This is a genomic window from Microcoleus sp. Pol7_A1, assembly GCF_036701085.1.
In the GTDB taxonomy this organism is placed as follows: Bacteria; Cyanobacteriota; Cyanobacteriia; order Cyanobacteriales; family Microcoleaceae; genus Microcoleus; species Microcoleus asticus.
This window is the reverse complement of the sequence record NZ_JAUBQD010000003.1, coordinates 23,846-39,920: the sequence shown is the minus strand read 5'-3', so window position 1 is coordinate 39,920 and position 16,075 is coordinate 23,846. Positions and strand designations below refer to the sequence as shown.

At 45.4% G+C, this 16,075-nt stretch carries 13 protein-coding genes; 5 read left to right on the top strand and 8 right to left on the bottom strand.

Annotated elements, in window-relative coordinates; all coding sequences use genetic code 11:
* Nucleotides 1-664 precede the first annotated feature (664 nt).
* Together QUA20_RS03050 and QUA20_RS03045 are read left to right on the top strand one after the other, a co-directional pair.
* Nucleotides 665-1,624 carry a GNAT family N-acetyltransferase gene (locus QUA20_RS03050; protein WP_333185294.1) on the top strand — a complete coding sequence of 320 codons (960 nt, stop codon included), beginning with the start codon at nt 665-667 and terminating at the stop codon, nt 1,622-1,624.
* A 318-nt stretch (nt 1,625-1,942) separates the two neighbouring features.
* Nucleotides 1,943-2,053 (top strand): hypothetical protein, encoded by a 111-nt coding sequence (locus QUA20_RS03045; RefSeq protein ID WP_333185633.1) that lies wholly within the window; start codon nt 1,943-1,945, stop codon nt 2,051-2,053.
* Nucleotides 2,054-2,107: 54 nt separating this feature from the next.
* On the opposite strand, the gene QUA20_RS03040 is transcribed toward QUA20_RS03045, so the two are convergent.
* Complete coding sequence (locus QUA20_RS03040; protein ID WP_333185292.1) at nt 2,108-3,007, bottom strand: ABC transporter ATP-binding protein; 900 nt, start codon at nt 3,005-3,007, stop codon at nt 2,108-2,110.
* Nucleotides 3,008-3,272: 265 nt separating this feature from the next.
* Entirely contained in the window at nt 3,273-4,046 is a 774-nt protein-coding gene (locus tag QUA20_RS03035; RefSeq protein ID WP_172186836.1) for an ABC transporter permease, read from the bottom strand.
* Between the two features lie 97 nt (nt 4,047-4,143).
* Here QUA20_RS03035 and QUA20_RS03030 point away from each other — a divergent pair, with 97 nt between their 5' ends.
* Nucleotides 4,144-4,302 carry a hypothetical protein gene (locus QUA20_RS03030; protein WP_333185290.1) on the top strand — a complete coding sequence of 53 codons (159 nt, stop codon included), beginning with the start codon at nt 4,144-4,146 and terminating at the stop codon, nt 4,300-4,302.
* 129 nt (nt 4,303-4,431) lie between these two features.
* Here the strand turns inward: QUA20_RS03030 and QUA20_RS03025 are convergent, their stop codons facing one another.
* The 3 genes from QUA20_RS03025 to abc-f form a co-directional block, all read right to left on the bottom strand.
* Nucleotides 4,432-5,475 carry a hypothetical protein gene (locus QUA20_RS03025; protein WP_333185288.1) on the bottom strand — a complete coding sequence of 348 codons (1,044 nt, stop codon included), beginning with the start codon at nt 5,473-5,475 and terminating at the stop codon, nt 4,432-4,434.
* Between the two features lie 503 nt (nt 5,476-5,978).
* Nucleotides 5,979-6,884 (bottom strand): hypothetical protein, encoded by a 906-nt coding sequence (locus tag QUA20_RS03020; RefSeq protein WP_333185286.1) that lies wholly within the window; start codon nt 6,882-6,884, stop codon nt 5,979-5,981.
* A 12-nt stretch (nt 6,885-6,896) separates the two neighbouring features.
* Nucleotides 6,897-8,507 carry a ribosomal protection-like ABC-F family protein gene (gene abc-f, locus QUA20_RS03015; protein ID WP_333185285.1) on the bottom strand — a complete coding sequence of 537 codons (1,611 nt, stop codon included), beginning with the start codon at nt 8,505-8,507 and terminating at the stop codon, nt 6,897-6,899.
* Between the two features lie 306 nt (nt 8,508-8,813).
* Between abc-f and QUA20_RS03010 the strand changes: the two genes are divergently transcribed.
* Nucleotides 8,814-8,996: a hypothetical protein gene (locus QUA20_RS03010; RefSeq protein WP_333185283.1), complete on the top strand. Its 183-nt coding sequence runs from the start codon at nt 8,814-8,816 to the stop codon at nt 8,994-8,996.
* Nucleotides 8,997-9,220: 224 nt separating this feature from the next.
* Here the strand turns inward: QUA20_RS03010 and QUA20_RS03005 are convergent, their stop codons facing one another.
* Nucleotides 9,221-10,246 carry an ABC transporter permease gene (locus tag QUA20_RS03005; RefSeq protein ID WP_333185281.1) on the bottom strand — a complete coding sequence of 342 codons (1,026 nt, stop codon included), beginning with the start codon at nt 10,244-10,246 and terminating at the stop codon, nt 9,221-9,223.
* A 212-nt stretch (nt 10,247-10,458) separates the two neighbouring features.
* Entirely contained in the window at nt 10,459-10,803 is a 345-nt protein-coding gene (locus tag QUA20_RS03000) for a hypothetical protein (RefSeq protein WP_172186840.1), read from the bottom strand.
* A gap of 626 nt (nt 10,804-11,429) precedes the next feature.
* Between QUA20_RS03000 and QUA20_RS02995 the strand changes: the two genes are divergently transcribed.
* On the top strand, nt 11,430-14,837 hold the full coding sequence (locus tag QUA20_RS02995) for a PAS domain S-box protein (RefSeq protein WP_333185632.1): 3,408 nt from the start codon (nt 11,430-11,432) through the stop codon (nt 14,835-14,837).
* 61 nt (nt 14,838-14,898) lie between these two features.
* Here the strand turns inward: QUA20_RS02995 and QUA20_RS02990 are convergent, their stop codons facing one another.
* Nucleotides 14,899-15,966 (bottom strand): ABC transporter permease, encoded by a 1,068-nt coding sequence (locus QUA20_RS02990; protein WP_333185279.1) that lies wholly within the window; start codon nt 15,964-15,966, stop codon nt 14,899-14,901.
* Nucleotides 15,967-16,075: the final 109 nt, after the last annotated feature.

The window sequence follows — 16,075 nt, the reverse complement described above, 5'->3', positions numbered from 1 at the left end:
ACGTTTGGATAAAATTAAATCCCCAACTCCGGGAAAAACGTTATAAAAATTACAGTTACGGCTGCTTAAAAGCACGATCGCACCTGCCCTCAAATGGCAGCCTCGTTAATACTAGCAAGATTCCCTCAATTTCAAACTTGCCAAAAAAAACGGCTCAGGTTATAGTTGAAATAGGTAACTTTTAAATAAGTTCAACTTCTCCCCTCCCCCGATCGGGCGAGTTAACAGGAGGAGGCAAAAATCCCTGAAAAAGGATTTAGTGTAAAAGAGAGCAAAAGTAAAAATCAACTACCCGGTGGGGGTGACAACTTCTTTACTTAGCTGTAAAAACTTTATTCAAACAATAGTTACTTAAGCACCAAGCTTGGTAACGAAAGAGAGCGCGACTCATCGAAATCCAGCCATAAACTCACATATAAAACTAGCCCGGAAGGGCAAACCAATTTTTATGATTGCCTAATTAGATAAAACCTGAAAGCCTGGGTGATATAAACAGGTTTCTGAGTTTTATCGACACCACAATAAATCTGCATTACATCCGCGTTTCTCCGCATTCCGAAGCGGTTAAAAATCAAAAACTCGGATTTTTGCCAGAAATTCACTGTACTTGTTTGCCAATACCAATTAAGAGGAACAGTCCGAAATTACGGATTGCAAGTTTTCTATGAATATCTTAACAACACGCTCCTACAAGGGCCAAACTGACTGGTGCGCGATCGCCAATTTAATCGATGCTTGCGAAGCAGTCGATCGCCTCGGCGAAGAAGTCTCAGCAACTGAACTCAAGCTAATACTTGATGCACCCAAACTCGACAAAGCCCGCGACGTGCAGTTGTGGGAAGATGGTAATTACAAACTAATCGGTTTGTCACTCCTAGATATGCCCGATTCCCAGGATGAAATAGACGCTTGTCTGTGGTTTTACGTGCATCCAAATCTGCGTAGCGAAGGTTTAGAAAAAGACATAATTAAGTGGGGCGAAAAGCGGCTGCGCGAAGTGGCGAAAGAACGAAATTTGCCCGCGAAATTGCGTACCTACAGCCGCGAGGATAAAACAGATGAGATGCGACTGTTAGAGAAACAGGGCTTTGAGGTCGATCGCTATTTTTGGACAATGGCCCGATCCCTCGCTGAACCCATTCCCACACCGGAATTTCCCGCAGATTTTGCGCTAACCCACGTATCGGGAGAACAAGACATCCAACCTTGGGTAGAAATGTTCAACCAGTCATTTATCGATCACTGGAATCACCACGATTTAACTGCGGAAACCGTGCGTTACTGGATGCAAGATCCGAATTATCAGCCGGAATTAGATTTGATTGCTGTTTCGGGCGATCGCAAATTTGCAGCTTTCTGCGACTGTCAAATCAAACCCCAAAAAAACGCCCGCAGCGGCACAAAAGACGGTTGGATTGAATTGTTGGGTACGCGGCGCGACTTTCGGAAAATGGGTTTAGGAAAAGCGATGCTGCTGGCTGGCTTGCACTCCTTAAAAGCGGCGGGTGCAAATACTGCAAAACTCAGCGTAGATGCTGACAGTTTGACGGGGGCGACAAAGCTTTACAAATCAGTCGGTTTCCGCCCGATGGAAACTTGGATCGAGTGGGCTAAGACTGTGTAGAAAAGGTTGGCCCTGAAGGCGAGAATCCCGACTGCTTAAAGAAGTAGGGGTTCTCAAGTGCGATTTTGGGTCAAGTGCGAGATCCCTTTTGGATCGAAGGGGCGATCGCACTTTTCTTGATTTCCTAAATCAACCGGAAATTAGCCGATGTAATCGCATTGGCACTCACTCCAATCATCACACCTAACTCCTCTCCTGTCAAGAGGTTCTTAATAAGAGTCCCCTGAGTATTTTGAGTTATTTCTAACTGACCAAAGCTCAAACCTCCGGTTAATCCAATCCAATCTTGACCCCCTGTAAAATCAGCAATGATCTCAAATACTCTACATCCCGCGCCTCGGCTATACTACAGGAGATATCGACATTCACGATATTGCAGTCGATAAAAACAATCAAATCCTTTTTATTAGCACTTTGTTTATCAGTTAATTACTTTGGAACTTTAACCGCAGATGATGGCGGATATACGCAGATGGACGCGGATTAGGATACAGTTTGTTTTGTAACTTCGACATAAATATGTTCTAACCGCACCGGATACCGAGCGATTGAATCAATAGAAATCCCGTCAAACAGCAAAATAATTTCTTTTAATTCTAAACGTTCCGGCAGCCAAAAAGCCAAATCGCTACCGTAGCGGCGGGGGATGAAACTGTATTGTTTCGCGCGAGCGATGACTTCAGCTTCTTCATCGGTTTTTACCACGATAATTTCTTGAGCCGGAATCAGTTTTTGCAACTCTTCTAAACTGCCCTCAGCCACAATACTGCCATTTTTCAGAATTCCGATTCTCTGACACAGCCGCTCAGCTTCATCCAACAAGTGAGTTGTCAGCAAAATTGTAATTCCTTCGGATTGCAAGCGCTGAATTAAATCCCAAATTTCGTAGCGAGCCTCAATATCTAAACCCGTTGTCGGTTCATCTAAAATTACTAATTTAGGCTGGTGTACCAAAGCCACCGCAATATTCAAACGGCGCTGCATTCCTCCGCTCAAAGTTTCCACCGGGCTTGTAGCTCTATCTGTCAAATTTACTGCTTTCAAACAGTGTCTTACTTGATAGCGCCGCTGTTTGCGCTCTAAGCCGTAAATTTGAGCAAAGAAGTTGAGGTTTTCTTCGCAGCTAAGGCTTTTGTAAAGCAAATTTTCTTGGGGCGCTACACCTATTAACAATTTTGTAGCTTCGGAAACAGGTTCACCATTGATAGAAACTTGGCCGCTGTCGGCATTTAGCAAATTGCATAAAATATTGATAGTTGTAGTTTTGCCCGCCCCGTTTGGTCCCAGCAAACCGTAAATTTCTCCAGATTGAATGTGCAGTGTTAAATCTTTAAGCACAGAACGCTCGCCGTAGGATTTATTGAGTTTTTCAATTTGCAGCACAGCTTGAAATCTCCTAGTTTTTCCTATAATATAGCAATCCTAAATGAGTTGTAAATTTTTGACCCCACCCCAACCCTCCCCTTACCAAGGGGAGGGAGTAAGAAATTCACAAATGATGCGAGGATTGCTATAGCCGTAAGATGCGGTGTGCATGGAACGCTAAATAGGTTTAAGGTGTGATGTGCATGGAACTTTACATAATTAGGTTCAAGTGAACCCTGATTTAATTATTTTAAAGTAAATTATTTCACTCCTTCCCCTTCGTTTAAAGCCTTCTTTCTACTCTCAACATCCGTCGGTAAGACAGCCATCCGGCTACTATCATTAAAACAGCAAAAATACACAAAAACTCGAAGTGCGAGGAAATATCAGCCAAATCTTTGCCGTCAGCCCACACGCCCATCAGGGCTTCGTTCATGTGATAAATTGGATTGTACTGGGCGAGTTCCAGCAGACTTTTGGGAAACAGCGAAGTTGGCAAAAATGCGCCTCCTAAAATCAACAAAGGAACGCCGAAAGCCGCTACGAGCGAGTTGACATCTTCAGTGCGCCTTGCAAACTGGGTGCCGAGAATAAAGCCTACACCTACATAAGATACAATGCTGAGCAAAATAATCGCACATCCTAACAGGATAGAGCCTTGAAATTGTGCTCCCAAAAAAGAGGCGATCGTGTATACTAAAATTACCTGACCGATACCGATGCAACTGTGAGCAATAAAAATCCCTAAAAAGTAGGAAGTGCCGCTCAGGGGGGAAATAAACAAGCGTTTGAGAGTATGCTGTTCTCGCTCTGCTACTACGGTTGCTACGCTACCGCCGAGACAGCTAAAAAATAAAGCAGCTCCTACTAAGCTTGCAGGGGCGGCTGTTTCAAAAGCTTTTGCTGTTGTTAGTTGCGCGCGTTCTGCTAAAATTAAAGCGTTAATAATCAAGATAGAAATCGGAAAGATAGCCCAAAAAATTAAACTGCGTCTTCGCCTTCCCAATTCTATTAAAATTCGCTGCGCTACAGCGAGGGTTTCATACCAGTATTTCATCTTAAGTTTGTTAGCATTGTTATTGTTTGAAATCAAAAAATAAAGTTAATATTTTATGATACAGTCATGACATAAGGTTGTTAAATAACTGTTTAAAATGTACACCCTTCAATTAACATCAACGGATTGGTTAAAAACAGAATCAGCACGCAAAGGAGGAAACGGCAGTGCCGTTTTCCTACCCCAAAATAATCGCCCGATCGAGGATATAACCATAGCCCCAGTAATTGTAGGAAACGGCAGTGCCGTTTCCTGATTTCCGCTAATGCGTAAAATCAATCGGACGGATGGGATGATGAAATTACTATCTCGATCTAACGATCGACAACACCGCTCTTGAAGAGACGGCAATGCCGTTTCCCCACCCCAAAATAATCAATAATTCTTACTTAATCGCAAAATTCGTACCTCGGTAACATCCTTGAAAAGAAGTTAAACTGGTGCGGTTTATTTGTTCCAATTTAGTCACGAGGGAAGAAGTATTGGTACTTTCAGCGGTAGCACCCCACTTGTAGATAAAGTCGCCGATATAGTTTCCGGTTTCTTCGTAGCTGTGCTCTTCAATTGGAATTCCCGAAACTCCTGAAACAGTTTGGTTGTTGTACCCGTTAACAATTATTTTTTCGATAACAGCTCCCGGTTCTGCGGTAATGTTCCATTGCACCGGTTCATAAGCTGAAAGTGCTAGAATTATTGGCTTGTTTCGGCGTTCTACTTTGATTTCGATCGCACTTTTTGATAAATCTCGGTTCTTGTGATCCGCATTGGCTTCGTAAACGCCTATTAAATGAAGTTCTTTATTTCCGCTTGAAGAACCGATATAAGCTGAAAAATCGTCGGAACCGCCAAGCCCGCAGTTTGCCGCAGAACTAATTGGGGAAATAAAAGCTGTTTTTTCGGCTAGTTTCTGCTGCACCGCCGGCACTACCCACAATCCGGTTCCGATGCCTAAAGCACCTATCAAAGCGGCCGCGATACCGAAAGGAAGGGCATTTGTGAGGTGGCGAACAACTGGTTTTGCTGTTAGTTGAGATAACGTTTGCTGCCAAGTTTCACCAGTTTGTCGATCGGCATTGCCGCCATCGAGACAGGCCAATAAAGCTAAACTTTCCGGCTGTTCGAGCAGACTTTGAACTGTTTTCCCTTCGCCGACGTAGAGATTTCTAGTTTCAGTGTCTAAAAGCAGCCAGTAGCGATCGCCCTCGCCGAGGTTGTACTCTTGTACTGCAGGATCGACTAAATCGTGCTGCAAAAACACCAGCCAAGCCATATTATTGCCAGTGCCGACTGTTTTGCCGTCGCTGGATATAAGTTGGTCGATATCCGGTTCCCAGCGCCAAGCTACCCAGCGACTATCTCCTCGATAGCCGAGGGATTTTTCTAGTTGCGGATGAGCGGTTATTTCTAAGCGTTGAACTAAGTTTGACACGAGATGTCCTCCTCAAGTGAGATCGGGTCTAGAGCAATTTTGTTCCAATTTATTAAAACAAATATTTTGCTCATGAAGAGTCTCCGAATAATCGGGTTAATTTTGTCTCGCTAATGTTATCAGCCGGTACTTTCCAAACCACACTGGCTTAACAAAAATATGCCTGTTGAATGGTTTAGCTTGAGAACTTGGAGCTGGCGAGCACCCGCCTGGTAATAATTTTAACCTGTGCTGATAACTAATCCTGTTACGGATTAAAGCTGGCTATCTATCACTGCTTCTACTTGGTTGTCCAGTTTGAAAAGAGTCCTTGGCTGATAGCGTCTACAAGTTCTTAGCTTAACTTTTATTTCGCTACTCTGCTACAAAATATGCCGATCGCACCTGACATCAATATTACCCATGCAAATAAATATCCCGGCTTTCTTGCGGGTGAAATATCCCTGAAAAAGAGACGGTTTGAGAGAAACCCGGTTTCTGTAAAAGTTCTCACACTTCGCCTATTACTGGCGGGGGCCATCAATCGCATCTCTAGTCGGTGCAACACCTCCGGGGCTAAAGGAACTCGGCGGTACTCTCGGAAGATTGAGATTGGGATTGGGAACTAAATCGCTGTTGCTGTCACCAGCAGTTCCACCCGTGGGAGACGCACTGTTATTGGGAGTGGTATAGGGCGAACTTCCCGGATTGAGATTATTCTGATTGGTATTCGGCGAAGTTCCCGGATTGGCATTATTGGGAGTGGTACTCGGCGAAGTTCCCGGATTGGCATTATTGGGAGTGATATAGGGCGAACTTCCCGGATTGAGATTATTGGGATTGGTACTCGGTGAACTTCCCGGATTGGCATTATTGGGAGTACCTGCAGGCGAAGTTCCCGGATTCTGATTATTCTGATCGGTATTGGGCGAAGTTCCCGGATTCTGATTATTCTGATTGTTGGGATTTGCCGTGCCTGTTGGAGTAGTTATCGGGGTGCCGACACCATCTCTGGTGATGGCGTTGGGGTTCGGGGCAGCAGCCGGAGTGCCCCCATTGGGGTTATTTGCAGGAGCATTGGCGGGGTTGCCCGCAACCGGAGCAGCGTTTTGGGGAGCAGCATTGCTGCCGCACAAGCTTACTAAATCAAAAGTTGTGCCACCTGGAGTTTCGAGGAAGCAAACCGGCACATTTACTTGGGGGTTTGAGGCTCTGGGAAAATCGGCTGTTCCCGGCATGGGACGGCTAAAGGCAGCTTCAGCCATCAGTGGGGTCAATGCCGCCGATAGAGCGGCGATTGTTCGCAATAATCTCATCAGCGTTTCCTCAAATATTGAACTGTGTTTGATCCAGTATTGCCCAGAAACTAGAAATTGTCTTCTTCCCAAAATAGGAGCTTTTGCTACTCCTGCTGATGTAGACTGCGCCACTGAGCTTCAGAATTAAGACATTTGCATCTCAAGTAATTCCTGATGATAACGTTCCAACTCATGCGGTTGATGGATCAGCGGCTGAAGTTGGCCGTTGTGGAGTTGGTAGGCTTGTGTGATTCCAATGCGGCTGAGAAAGTCGAGGTCGTGGGAAATGACCCAGAGGGCGCTCTGAAACTCATTGACTCCATCAACAATCTGATTCACTGTTTCCAAATCCAAATTATTTGTTGGTTCATCTAAAATGAGCCAATCAATTTGAGAAATGCCGATCGCAGCCAGCCCTAATCTCGCTAACTCACCGCCGCTTAAGGCAGATGCAGGCTTGTTCACTTCATCATTAAAAAATAGAAAATTTCCTAATTGCTGTCGCAGCAATTGATAGTCTAAGTTTGGGTTTGCCATTTGCATATTTTCTAGGACTGTCCGAGAGCGATCGACCATTTCATAGCTTTGATCTAGATATACCCCTTTTATGGCAGATTTTATGGCAATTTCACCGGCTTCTAAAATTGCTGGAGTTCGCTCCATTCCTAGAATGGCTTGAGCTAAACAGGATTTTCCTGAGCCGTTCTTTCCAGCAATAGCAATGCGCGAGTCTGACGATACATGAAGCTGAATGTTTTTGATTAATCGGCGCGATCCTAATCTCAAATCAGCACCTTGGATATCGATTAAATTTTTGTGTTTGTGACTGCATTTTTCTAATTTGACCCGGGTTGTTTTCGTCGTTCTGATTTTGGTTGCGGTAACTTGATTAGTTGCTTGTTCTACGGCTAGTTCATGTTTTTTCTTAGCAATTCCTGCCGTTACTTCAGCTTGTCGCTTCAACGCACCAGCGAGAATTTTCGGAATGCTGTCGGCACGTTTGCGACCTTGTTGGCGAGATTGGGCGGCTCGTTGTTGTTCGTGAGCTGCTGATGTTTTCGCTCGCTTTAGTTCTTTTCGCGCTACTTCGTGGGCGCGTAATGCGGCTTGATGTTCGGTTTCTTTTTGCGATCGATAGAAGGAGTAGTTGCCACCGTAAATCTTTAACTCCGCTGGCGTTAATTCCCAAATCGTATCGACGGTGCGATCGAGAAAAAACGGCTTGTGCGAGACAATAACGAAAGCACCAGAAAATTCTTGCAGTGCTGTCTGCAACTGTTCCAGGGTTAACAGGTCTAAATGATTTGTTGGCTCATCTAACAACAGAATATCAGGCTGCTTCGATAGAGCGATCGCCAACCAAAGTTTCGTCAGTTCTCCGCCGCTGACTGTGCTCAGAGGCTGAGATAGCGAGATTTCCGAGGGAAACTTCTCCTCTAGCAAGGTCGTCACCGTCCACCATTCATCCGAATGAGAAGCGATCCAGTCCAGTACCAATTCATTCGAGGCAGACAGATTCAGCGTACTGACTTGAGGCAGATAGTAAACACTACCTGTCCTCGCGACTGTGCCACTCTGCGGGATTAGCTGTCCGGCAAGTAGCTTGAGCAAGGTCGATTTACCGCTGCCGTTGCGACCGACTAAGCCAATGCGCGAGCCTTCATGAATCGCAACAGTGATATCTGCGAACAAAGTCCGTGTGGGTGCGACTTCGCAGGTCAAATTAGCTGCGTTGAGTATTGCTTTCTTTTGCATATTTCTGCTCCATCTTGGTTTGCTGAGCCGTCCTCGTAGTGCTGGACGCTCGATCGCAGTACGATCGAGAGGTCGCTACCCAATTCAAATCTCTGGCTTTCGTAGTTTTTCAAGCACAGAGCGTTGGAAATCGATCGGGATGGGTTAGCAACCAGCAGTTAGCTTCATGGCAGTAAGAATTAATAAACTACAATAAATTACAGTATATTACACGGGTTTTACGTTGTCAAGCCCCAGATGTTTTGAATTCTGGGGTACAACTGAGATGTTGCACCATTTTCAATAAGCCTTTTATGAACAGGCAAGATGCCTGTTCCACAAGAAAATTTATCTTTTGTGGAACAGGCATCTTGCCTGTTCTTGAGAATGGTGCAAGATGTGAGGTACAACAGATACAGTCTTGGACGCAAGGAATCTATTTTGACACCATCTGTAGTGGTAAGGCGCGCACTGTACACCATACAGGCTCTTCCTTACTTACTGTGCTAATTTATCTGAAAATAATGGCACAAATTCTTATATAGCAAAGATTTCTGGTCTTATTTTAGTTGATTTTAGCCGTTTTTTTTATTCACACATAGGTTGATTTTCAACCATTTAAACTAATAGTTTGACATAGTAAAGAAGAGCCAGTATGGTGTATGATGTCCGGTCAATTACCCGTAAGAAAAAGGGTAATTGACCGGACATCATATAATAACAACTAACTTCCTTTAATACCGAATTCGCGGGTCAACGTAAGCATTCAAAATATCAATTACAATGCTGGCAATTACAACAATTGCCGCAAAAAACACCACAATACCTTGAACAGTTGGATAATCCCGCAAGCTAATCGCTTCGTAAAGGCGATTTGCCAGCCCCGGCCAAGAAAAAGTAACTTCTGTTAAAATAGCACCGCCCAACAGTGCAGCAAAAGTCAATCCTAAGACAGTAATCACCGGAATTAGCGCATTTTTCAGAGCGTGAGCCCATAAAATCTGCAATTCGGGAATGCCTCTAGCTCTAGCTGCTTCGACATAATCTGCTTGCAAAGTTTGCTTGAGATTCACTCTGACAATGCGCTCGAAAATGCCGCTCAAAAGAATCCCCAACGTCAAACTCGGAAGTGCCAAATAATGCAAAGATGTGAGAAACTGACCGGGGTTAGCGCTCAGGAGACTGTCAATCGTGTACAGTCCTGTGTAGCCTTGGGGGGCTGGGAATGTCACGGGAAAGCGAGTTCCCAAGGGAAACCAGCCCAACTGCACCGCGAAAATCAACTGCAAAACCATTCCCGCCCAAAAAGCGGGCAGCGAGTAAGTGATAATCCCAAACAAACGGCCGACAGCATCGAAAATAGTGTTGGGGCGGGATGCTGCCAGGGAACCGATACTGATGCCGACAATTAAAGCTATGGCCATGCTACAAACTGCTAATTCCACTGTAGCGGGGAAATAGTCTCCGATAATTTGCCACACGGTTTGTCCGCGAGTAGTGATGGAGGTTCCCAAGTCCAGACTGAATAAGTCTTTCATGTACTTAAAATATTGCTCCCACAGGGGTGCGTCGAGGCCGAGTTGGGTTCGCATTGCTGCTTTGGTGGCTGCCGGAGCTCGCGAACCGAGAATGGCATCTATGGGGTCGCCTGGAGTGGCCCGCAGCAACAAAAATACTGCTGTGGTGATTGTCCACAACATTAGCGGTGCGAGAAGCAAGCGGAGAAAAATATAAGATTGCAGGGCTTTGGAACGAGACATAATATTTGGGAATTGCCAATTGCGAAGTCATTAATCATTAGCCAGATGTTGAAGGCATCAGGCAGATGGAAGGTAGAAGCTGAAAGAAAGAAACAGATATTTTATATCTGCGACTTCCGTGCCGCGAATCAGGGGAATTGAGAATTGCGAATAGACAGTTAATTTGATTTTTGCGAAAAAGCCGATCGACTTTTTCGCAATTCCCGATTTTCCTATTCGCCCAGCAGCGATTCAAATGCAGCTTGCAAAGACTTGATATCGCCTACTCTCGCTACTAACAAGTTTTCGCTGCCTGCATCCTGCAGCCTGTGCTTCCAATACTGGATGCTATCCGAGTTGTTCATCCAGAAACTAATCACGGTGTCTACAACTCGATCGACATCCCAGCCGCGATCGGGAGAAACTGTCTCCACGGATGCCACAAACGCATCGAGAGTACACTTCCGGTTTGCCAAGTATTCTACACCCGACGGCTGCTGTTGTTGCAGCAATTCCTGCTGCTGGTTAAAAAATGTTAAAGTTGGAGATACGCCCAGGATTTCAAATGTATAGTTCATGTCATCCTCCAGAAGTATTATTTTGCCAAAAGATCGATCGTCCCAAAAAGCCAAAAACGCTTTACTTTGCTGCCCTTGATGAAATGCAGATGCTTCAATTATCCTCTTTGTAGTCAGTAGATCGGAATGTTGGCCGCTTATCTTATTAATAGCAAATTATTTAATACCCGATTGTCAAATAATTTACATTTGTCCTGCCACAGTAGAAAAATTTTAAATCTAATTTTTATTAAGCAGCCGTAAAGGAGACCCTCCGCACCCGGAGAAAGCGATCCCATTTTAGATGAAAAATTTTAGATTAAAGAATTAAATAATTGGGAAGGACTGAAGACAACCAGGGTGTGGAGCACGGGCCTAAAGTTGCTTCTTTTACTGGGTGTGACGTTTTGACCGCGAGTCCGCAGAGCGATCGGCACATTCAGGCAAGTAGTGGCATCATTAATATTACAAGTTTTTACAGTAGCGGCGAAAACCTCAGCCAATTTTTGAGCGGCCGGTCACCGCACTTCACTCTTGCTGTACAACTTTGTAACTTATATCAAGGGCATCTTTTAAACGATAAACGATACGCAAACTCGGTAGGTGTCAGAATATTGATGTTATTGAAAAATCTGAGCAGTTGTGTGATGAAAAGCTCGCCCAAGATGTCACTGAGCCTAGTTTTGTTGATACCGCTGGTGGTGCAAATCTCCGTAGCAGTCGGCGTGACTGGATGGCTGTCGTTTCGCAACGGCCAGAAAGCCGTCAATGACCTTGCTACTAGGTTAAGTTTGGAAGTTGCAGCGAGGACTAAAGAAAATTTCCGCAGTTTTGGGGATGTGTCTCATTTATTCCTGCAAATGAATACTGCTGCGATCGCCTCTGGAAACTTAGACCCGGAAGACTTCCCCAATTTAGAGCGCTATTTGTGGAATCAGACCAAGCTGAGCGATCGAACTACAACCATCTACTACGGCGACGAACAGGGCAAATTCCTCTTGCTCAAGCGAGAAGCAGAAAGCTTAGTATACATCAGAGACGAATCAACCGCTCCAAACCGCCAAATTTATCGCCTCGACAGCCAAGGAAATCGCACTGAGCTAATCAAAACCGTCGCTTATGACCCCCGTACTAGACCGTGGTACAAAGCTGCCAAACAGTCAGGAAAAGCCTCTTGGTCTCCTATCTACGTTTTCGCAGCCCCGCCAGTTCTGGGGATTACGCCGGTGATGCCCATCTACAACCAAACGGGTAGCCTGCAGGGGGTACTGGCAATTGACCTGACTCTTTCTCAAATCAGCGATTTTCTCAAAAGCATCAAAGTTAGCCCGTCGGGACAAGTTTTTGCGATCGAACGCAGCGGAGAAATAGTCGCCAGTTCCACAGACGAACTGCCCTTTGTGACTGGTCAAGACGGACAAAAACGGCTGTTAGCGACACAGAGCAAAAATTTGCTAATTCGATCGGCGTCCACATACTTGCAAAAACGATTTGGCAGTTTTGAACAAATTGACAGCCAAGGACAGTTTACCTTCGATATTGACGGCAAACGTCAATTCATTACGGTTGCTCCCCTGCAAGACGGCCGCGGTCTTGATTGGCTGATTGTAGTCGCTATCCCAGAAGCAGACTTCATGGGGCAAATTAACGCCAACACTCGCACAACTATCTTATTGTGCTTTTTTGCCTTCATACTGGCGATCGGACTCGGAATTTTTACCACTCGCTGGGTTGTCAAACCGATTACCCGATTGCTGGAAGCTTCCAAAGCTTTAAGAAAAATGTCTGAGTCATCCGACTTCACCTCCGCAGAATTAAACGGCGAAGTCGAAGTCCAAGGCGTCAAAGAACTCGGCCTCCTAGCTCAATCTTTTAATGAAATGGCCCGACAATTGCGATCGTCTTTTGTTGCCCTAGAACAAACCAACTCTAGTTTAGAACAGCGAGTAGCAGAGCGGACGGCAGAACTCGAAGCCGCCGAAGCAGAATTGCGGGCTTTGTTTGCAGCCATGAACGAATTAATTCTAGTTTTGGACGCCAGCGGTCGCTATTTAAAAATCGCACCCACCAATCTTTCCCTACTCTACAAACCAGCCGAAGAATTAGTTGGCAAAAAAGTCGGAGAGGTGTTTCCGCAAGCTACAGCAGACAATTTTCTCAACCACATCCGAGCAGCTTTAGATACTAAGCAAACTGTCAGCATCGAGTACGATTTAACTATTGACGACCGCGAAGTTTGTTTTGCCGCCAGCATTTCGCCGCTTTCAGAAGAATCCGTCATTTTGGTAGCCCGCGACATTACCGAAGAGAAGCGAGCGGAATCCGGGCGGCGCCAAAGGCAAAAACAATTGCTCACACAAAATACGGTTTTGGTAGAATTGGCAAGAAATAAAGCGCTGTATCGAGGCGATTTGCAAGTAGCTTTGAGGCAAATCACCGAAGCAGCAGCTCATACCCTACAGACAGAAAAAGTCGGCGCGTGGCTGTATGATGAGACTCGATCGAAATTGCAATGTCTCGACCAATTTCACCGCAGCAGCGAACAGCATGAAGCAGGGGCAGAACTCGCAGCAGCAGACTATCCAGCTTATTTTAAAGCTTTGGAAGAACACCGGACGATCGCAGCCGACGATGCTTTCTCAGATATTAGAACCAGAGAATTTGTGGCATCTTACTTTGGACTCACCGGCATCAAATCAATCCTAGGTGCGCCGATTCGACTTGGCGGACAAACAGTCGGAGTTATCTCTATCGAACAAGTGGGAACTCATCGCAACTGGACATTAGAAGAACAAAATTTTGCAGCTTCTCTGGCAGATTTAGTGTCCCTAGCCATAGAAGCTAGCGAGCGCGAGCGCACACAAATCGCTCTGCGTCAAGCAGAACAAAAATACCGCAGTATCTTTGAAAATGCCGTCGAAGGCATTTTTCAAAGAACCCCCGAAGGCCACTTCTTGAGTGTAAATCCAGCTTTAGCCCGCATCTACGGCTACGCCACTCCCGAAGAATTGATATCAAACCTCACAAACATCAGACAGCAAGCTTACGTCGATCCTCAGCGGCGCGACAAGTTTATGCAGGTGATGGAAGAATTCGGAGAAATTTCGGGGTTTGAGTCAGAAGTTTATCGCGCTGACGGCAGCGTAATTTGGATTTCCGAAAGCGCGCGTGCAGTGTGCGACGCCGACGGCGAGGTACTCTACTATGAAGGCAGCGTTGAGGATATTAGCGATCGAAAAGTCTTTGAATCCGCCTTGCAACTCGCCGCAGAAGCAGCCGAAGCCGCTTCCACCGCAAAAAGCGCATTTTTGGCAAACATGAGCCACGAACTGCGAACACCTCTGAATGCGATCATCGGCTACAGCGAAATGCTCCAAGAAGAAACCGAAGAATTGGGCTACAATGAACTCACCCCAGATTTAGACAAAATCCGCACTTCCGGCAGACACTTGCTGTCACTAATTAACGACATTCTCGACATTTCTAAAATCGAAGCCGGCCGCATGGATCTTTACTTAGAAACCTTCGACATCGCCGCCTTGATTGAAGAAGTAGCATCTACCGCCGCGCCGCTAATTGAGAAAAACGGCAACACTCTAAACTTGGCTCGAATTACGAATATCGGCACTATGCACGGTGACATTACCAAAGTGCAGCAGATTTTATTAAATTTGCTGAGCAATGCCGCCAAATTCACTCAAAACGGTACAATTACCCTCACCGCCACCCGAGAAAAAATCGCGGGCGACAGCAGCGAAGCCAGACAAGAAAACAGTTCTGAACCTGTGGCGAATTCTCAATCATCAATTGCTAGTAAAGAATTTTTAGTTTTTAATTGTACAGATACAGGAATTGGGATGAATCCGGATCAGTTGCAGCACATTTTCCAACCCTTTACCCAAGCAGATGCTTCTACCACGCGCAAGTACGGCGGCACCGGTTTGGGACTAGCAATCAGCCAGCGTTTTTGCCTAATGATGGGCGGCAATATTTCAGTAACAAGTCAGGAAGGTGTTGGTTCTACTTTTACGATCCGCTTACCTGTTAACAATTAAAAGTAGGGTGCGTAACTCGTTCCCAGGCTGTGCCTGGGAACGAGAAATTACTAAGTCGCAACTACCTTTGAATGCTTCTCGGATCGAGAGCATCGCGCAACCCATCCCCCAATAAATTAAATGCCAAAACAGTCAAAATAATCAGTATTGCCGGAGGCCAAACCAACCAAGGTTGCAACACTAAAATGGAAGCATTAGTAGACAGGGATAGCAAATTTCCCCAAGAAGGATCTGGCTGTTGAATTCCCAACCCAATTAAACTCAAAACCGACTCCGCCACAATAAAACCAGGAACCGACAAAGTGGCAGAAATAATTACGTAAGTTGCCGTTTGTGGCAACACGTGGCGGACAATAATATAAATTGGATTAGCGCCCATTGCCCGCGCCGCTTGCACGAATTCTAGCTGTTTAATTGACAGTACCTGGCCGCGAATTACCCGCGCTAAACTCGCCCAACTAATAAATGAAGTAATCAGCACAATCAATATAAATCGCTGAGCGCTTGTCAATCCCGGAGGCAGCACTGCTGCTAGCGCTACTAATAAATAAAGACCGGGAATCGTCATCAATACTTCGGCGAAACGCATTAAGATACTGTCAATCCAACTGCCGAAATAACCCGAGATTCCTCCGATTAACAATCCCAAGGGAAAAGAAATTGCTATTCCTACTAAACCGATGCTGAGGCTAATTCTGCTGCCCTGTACTAAGCGACTGAATTGATCGCGAGCTTGTTCGTCCGTTCCTAAAATGTTAATTTGGCCTTCTCCTGTAGTACCAAACAAGTGCCTGTCTAATGGCAAAACTCCTAAAAACTTATAGGGAGAACCTTTGACAAACAAACCTACACCAGAGGGTTTTTGCCAGTCTACAATTACCTCGCGATCGCCCGTATTCGCATCCACCGGGCCCTGAGTAGTCGGATAAACGTGGGGTCCGATAAATCGCCCGTCTTTGGTGCTTAAATAAATCTGGGTCGGCGGCAGCAATGAACCGTTTAATTGAGAGTCGTAGGGGTCGTAAGGTGCCACAAATTCGGCAAACAGTGCGACTGTATAAAAAATTAACAGCAGCACTGCTCCCAACCGAGCTAGAGGATTTTTTCTAAGATTTTGCCACCAATTCATAAGTTTTTAGGTTTGAGATTTTAAGTTGGTTAGTAATAAAGACTAAAGTTCTTAGTAAAGACTTTAGCCTTTTCTTAATGGACTCAGCAGCCAAAAGTTAATTTCTGAC

Bases quoted from the DNA above. Each gene is read 5' to 3' on its own strand.
- QUA20_RS02990 (WP_333185279.1), bottom strand. From the start codon at position 15,966: ATGAATTGGTGGCAAAATCTTAGAAAAAATCCTCTAGCTCGGTTGGGA.
- QUA20_RS03030 (WP_333185290.1), top strand. From the start codon at position 4,144: ATGTACACCCTTCAATTAACATCAACGGATTGGTTAAAAACAGAATCA.
- QUA20_RS03035 (WP_172186836.1), bottom strand. From the start codon at position 4,046: ATGAAATACTGGTATGAAACCCTCGCTGTAGCGCAGCGAATTTTAATA.
- QUA20_RS02995 (WP_333185632.1), top strand. From the start codon at position 11,430: ATGAAAAGCTCGCCCAAGATGTCACTGAGCCTAGTTTTGTTGATACCG.
- QUA20_RS03000 (WP_172186840.1), bottom strand. From the start codon at position 10,803: ATGAACTATACATTTGAAATCCTGGGCGTATCTCCAACTTTAACATTT.
- QUA20_RS03010 (WP_333185283.1), top strand. From the start codon at position 8,814: ATGCCTGTTCCACAAGAAAATTTATCTTTTGTGGAACAGGCATCTTGC.
- QUA20_RS03005 (WP_333185281.1), bottom strand. From the start codon at position 10,246: ATGTCTCGTTCCAAAGCCCTGCAATCTTATATTTTTCTCCGCTTGCTT.
- QUA20_RS03050 (WP_333185294.1), top strand. From the start codon at position 665: ATGAATATCTTAACAACACGCTCCTACAAGGGCCAAACTGACTGGTGC.
- abc-f (WP_333185285.1), bottom strand. From the start codon at position 8,507: ATGCAAAAGAAAGCAATACTCAACGCAGCTAATTTGACCTGCGAAGTC.